The organism is Enterocloster alcoholdehydrogenati (assembly GCF_013282095.1).
In the GTDB taxonomy this organism is placed as follows: Bacteria; Bacillota; Clostridia; order Lachnospirales; family Lachnospiraceae; genus Enterocloster; species Enterocloster alcoholdehydrogenati.
The window spans coordinates 1-3,012 of record NZ_BLTJ01000030.1 but is presented as its reverse complement, the minus strand read 5'-3'; the positions used below and the strand labels follow the sequence as shown (position 1 = coordinate 3,012).

Annotated in this window: 1 rRNA gene; it reads left to right on the top strand. The window is 52.7% G+C overall.

Going from position 1 to position 3,012, the window contains the following annotated elements:
• Nucleotides 1-114 precede the first annotated feature (114 nt).
• Nucleotides 115-2,998, top strand: a 23S ribosomal RNA gene (locus tag HW447_RS17725).
• Nucleotides 2,999-3,012 lie beyond the last annotated feature (14 nt).

Here is a 3,012-nt window from a genome sequence, read left to right as displayed (position 1 = left end):
GCTTTTCAGTAACATTTGCTTCGCAAATGTCCGTCAATTCATGAACCTGTCCTTGTGAAAGCAAGCTTTCAGCGGACTGTTTCATAAATGGCCGGCCGCTTTCATTTCTATATTGGTTAAGCTATAAAGAGCGCAGGGTGGATGCCTTGGCACTAAGAGCCGATGAAAGACGTGATAAGCTGCGAAAAGCTTCGGGGAGGAGCAAATATCCATTGATCCGGAGATATCTGAATGGGGAAACCCGGCTGAGAAATCCTCAGTCACTGCATGGTGAATCCATAGCCATGCAGAGGGAACCCGGTGAACTGAAACATCTAAGTAGCCGGAGGAAAAGAAAGAAACATCGATTCCGGGAGTAGCGGCGAGCGAAACCGGAGGAGCCTAAACCAGTGTGCGTGCATACTGGGGTTACGGACTGCAAAAGTGAGCCGACCCGTTAATGGAACTGACTGGGAAGTCAGGCCAGAGAGAGTGAAAGCCTCGTACATGAAAACGGTAGGCAGCGGCAGGATCCAGAGTACCGCGGGACACGAGAAACCCTGCGGGAAGTGGGAGGGACCACCCTCCAAGGCTAAATACTCCTTAGTGACCGATAGCGCATAGTACTGTGAAGGAAAGGTGAAAAGGACCCCGGGAGGGGAGTGAAAGAGAACCTGAAACCCTGTGTTTACAAGCTGTGGGAGCACGTTAAGGTGCGACCGCGTACTTTTTGTAGAACGGTCCGGCGAGTTGCCGGCGCTGGCAAGGTTAAGCGGTAAAGCCGCGGAGCCGAAGGGAAACCAAGTCTCAAATGGGCGTCAAGTCAGCGCAGGCAGACCCGAAACCGGGTGACCTATCCATGTCCAGGTTGAAGCGGAAGTAAAATTCCGTGGAGGACCGGATCCACATCCGTTGAAAAGGGTGGGAATGAGGTGTGGATAGGGGAGAAATTCCAATCGAACCCGGAGATAGCTGGTTCTCCTCGAAATAGCTTTAGGGCTAGCCTCGTATTAGTTTAGCGGAGGTAGAGCACTGAATTCCTAAGGGGGCGTCAAAGCTTACCAAGGGATATCAAACTCCGAATGCCGCATAAATGATGTACGGGAGTCAGACTGCACGAGATAAGTTGGGCAGTCAAAAGGGAAAGAGCCCAGACCTACAGCTAAGGTCCCAAAGTGTGTGTTAAGTGGAAAAGGATGTGGGATTTCAGAGACAACCAGGATGTTGGCTTAGAAGCAGCCACACATTCAAAGAGTGCGTAATAGCTCACTGGTCGAGAGGTCCTGCGCCGAAAATGTCCGGGGCTGAAACACAACACCGAAGCTTAGGAACGAGAAATCGTTGGTAGAGGAGCATTCTTAAAGGGGCGAAGCAGTACCGGCAAGGAGCTGTGGACTTTTAAGAAGAGAGAATGCCGGAATGAGTAGCGAGATGGAGGTGGGAATCCTCCAGGCCGAATATCCAAGGTTTCCAGAGTAAAGCTGATCTGCTCTGGGTAAGTCGGGGCCTAAGGCGAGGCTGAAAAGCGTAGTCGATGGACAACAGGTTGAGATTCCTGTACCGCGTATTATCAGAACTGTGGGGACACAGAAGGACAGCACATCCCGGGAATGGGAAAACCGGGGCAAGCAGGGTAGGAGTCAGGCAGGCAAAACCGTCTGGCAATCCGAAGCTGTGAAGCGGAGCGAATGAAAGTAGCGAAGTGTGCGATTCCAGCTGTCAAGAAAAGCCGCTATTGTGTGATACGTGCCCGTACCGTAAACCGACACAGGTAGATGAGGAGAGAATCCTAAGGCCGGCGGGAGAAGCATTGTTAAGGAACTCGGCAAAATGACCCTGTAACTTCGGGAGAAAGGGTGCCTGGGAAACCAGGCCGCAGAGAATAGGCTCAAGCAACTGTTTAGCAAAAACACAGGTCTATGCAAAACCGTAAGGTGAGGTATATGGGCTGACGCCTGCCCGGTGCTGGAAGGTTAAGAGGAGAGGTTAGCGCAAGCGAAGCTTTGAATTGAAGCCCCAGTAAACGGCGGCCGTAACTATAACGGTCCTAAGGTAGCGAAATTCCTTGTCGGGTAAGTTCCGACCCGCACGAAAGGCGTAATGATTTGAGCGCTGTCTCAACAATGCACCCGGTGAAATTGAAATACCAGTGAAGATGCTGGTTACCCGCGCCAGGACGGAAAGACCCCATGGAGCTTTACTCCAGCTTGATACTGGGATTCGGTACTGCATGTACAGGATAGGTGGGAGGCAATGAATCATGGACGCCAGTCTGTGAGGAGCCGCTGTTGGGATACCACCCTTGCGGTATTGGATTTCTAACCTGCAGCCATGACCTGGCTGGGGGACAATGTCAGGCGGGGAGTTTGACTGGGGCGGTCGCCTCCGAAAGGGTATCGGAGGCGCTCAAAGGTTCCCTCATAATGGTTGGAAACCATTAGAAGAGTGCAAAGGCATAAGGGAGCTTGACTGCGACACCGACGGGTGGAGCAGGTACGAAAGTAGGACTTAGTGATCCGGTGGTATGAAAGTGGGATTGCCATCGCTCAACGGATAAAAGCTACCCTGGGGATAACAGGCTTATCACTCCCAAGAGTTCACATCGACGGAGTGGTTTGGCACCTCGATGTCGGCTCATCGCATCCTGGGGCTGTAGCAGGTCCCAAGGGTTGGGCTGTTCGCCCATTAAAGCGGTACGCGAGCTGGGTTCAGAACGTCGTGAGACAGTTCGGTCCCTATCCGGCGCGGGCGTAGGATATTTGAGAGGAGCTGTCCTTAGTACGAGAGGACCGGGATGGACAGACCGCTGGTGCATCTGTTGGCCCACCAGGGCCATGGCAGAGTAGCCAAGTCTGGACGGGATAAACGCTGAAGGCATCTAAGCGTGAAGCCCCCCTCAAGATGAGATATCCCATCGCAAGAGTAAGACCCCTTGAAGACGACGAGGTAGATAGGTCAGAGGTGGAAGTGCAGCAATGTACGGAGCTGACTGATACTAATCGGTCGAGGGCTTAACCAGACGGTATAGGAGCA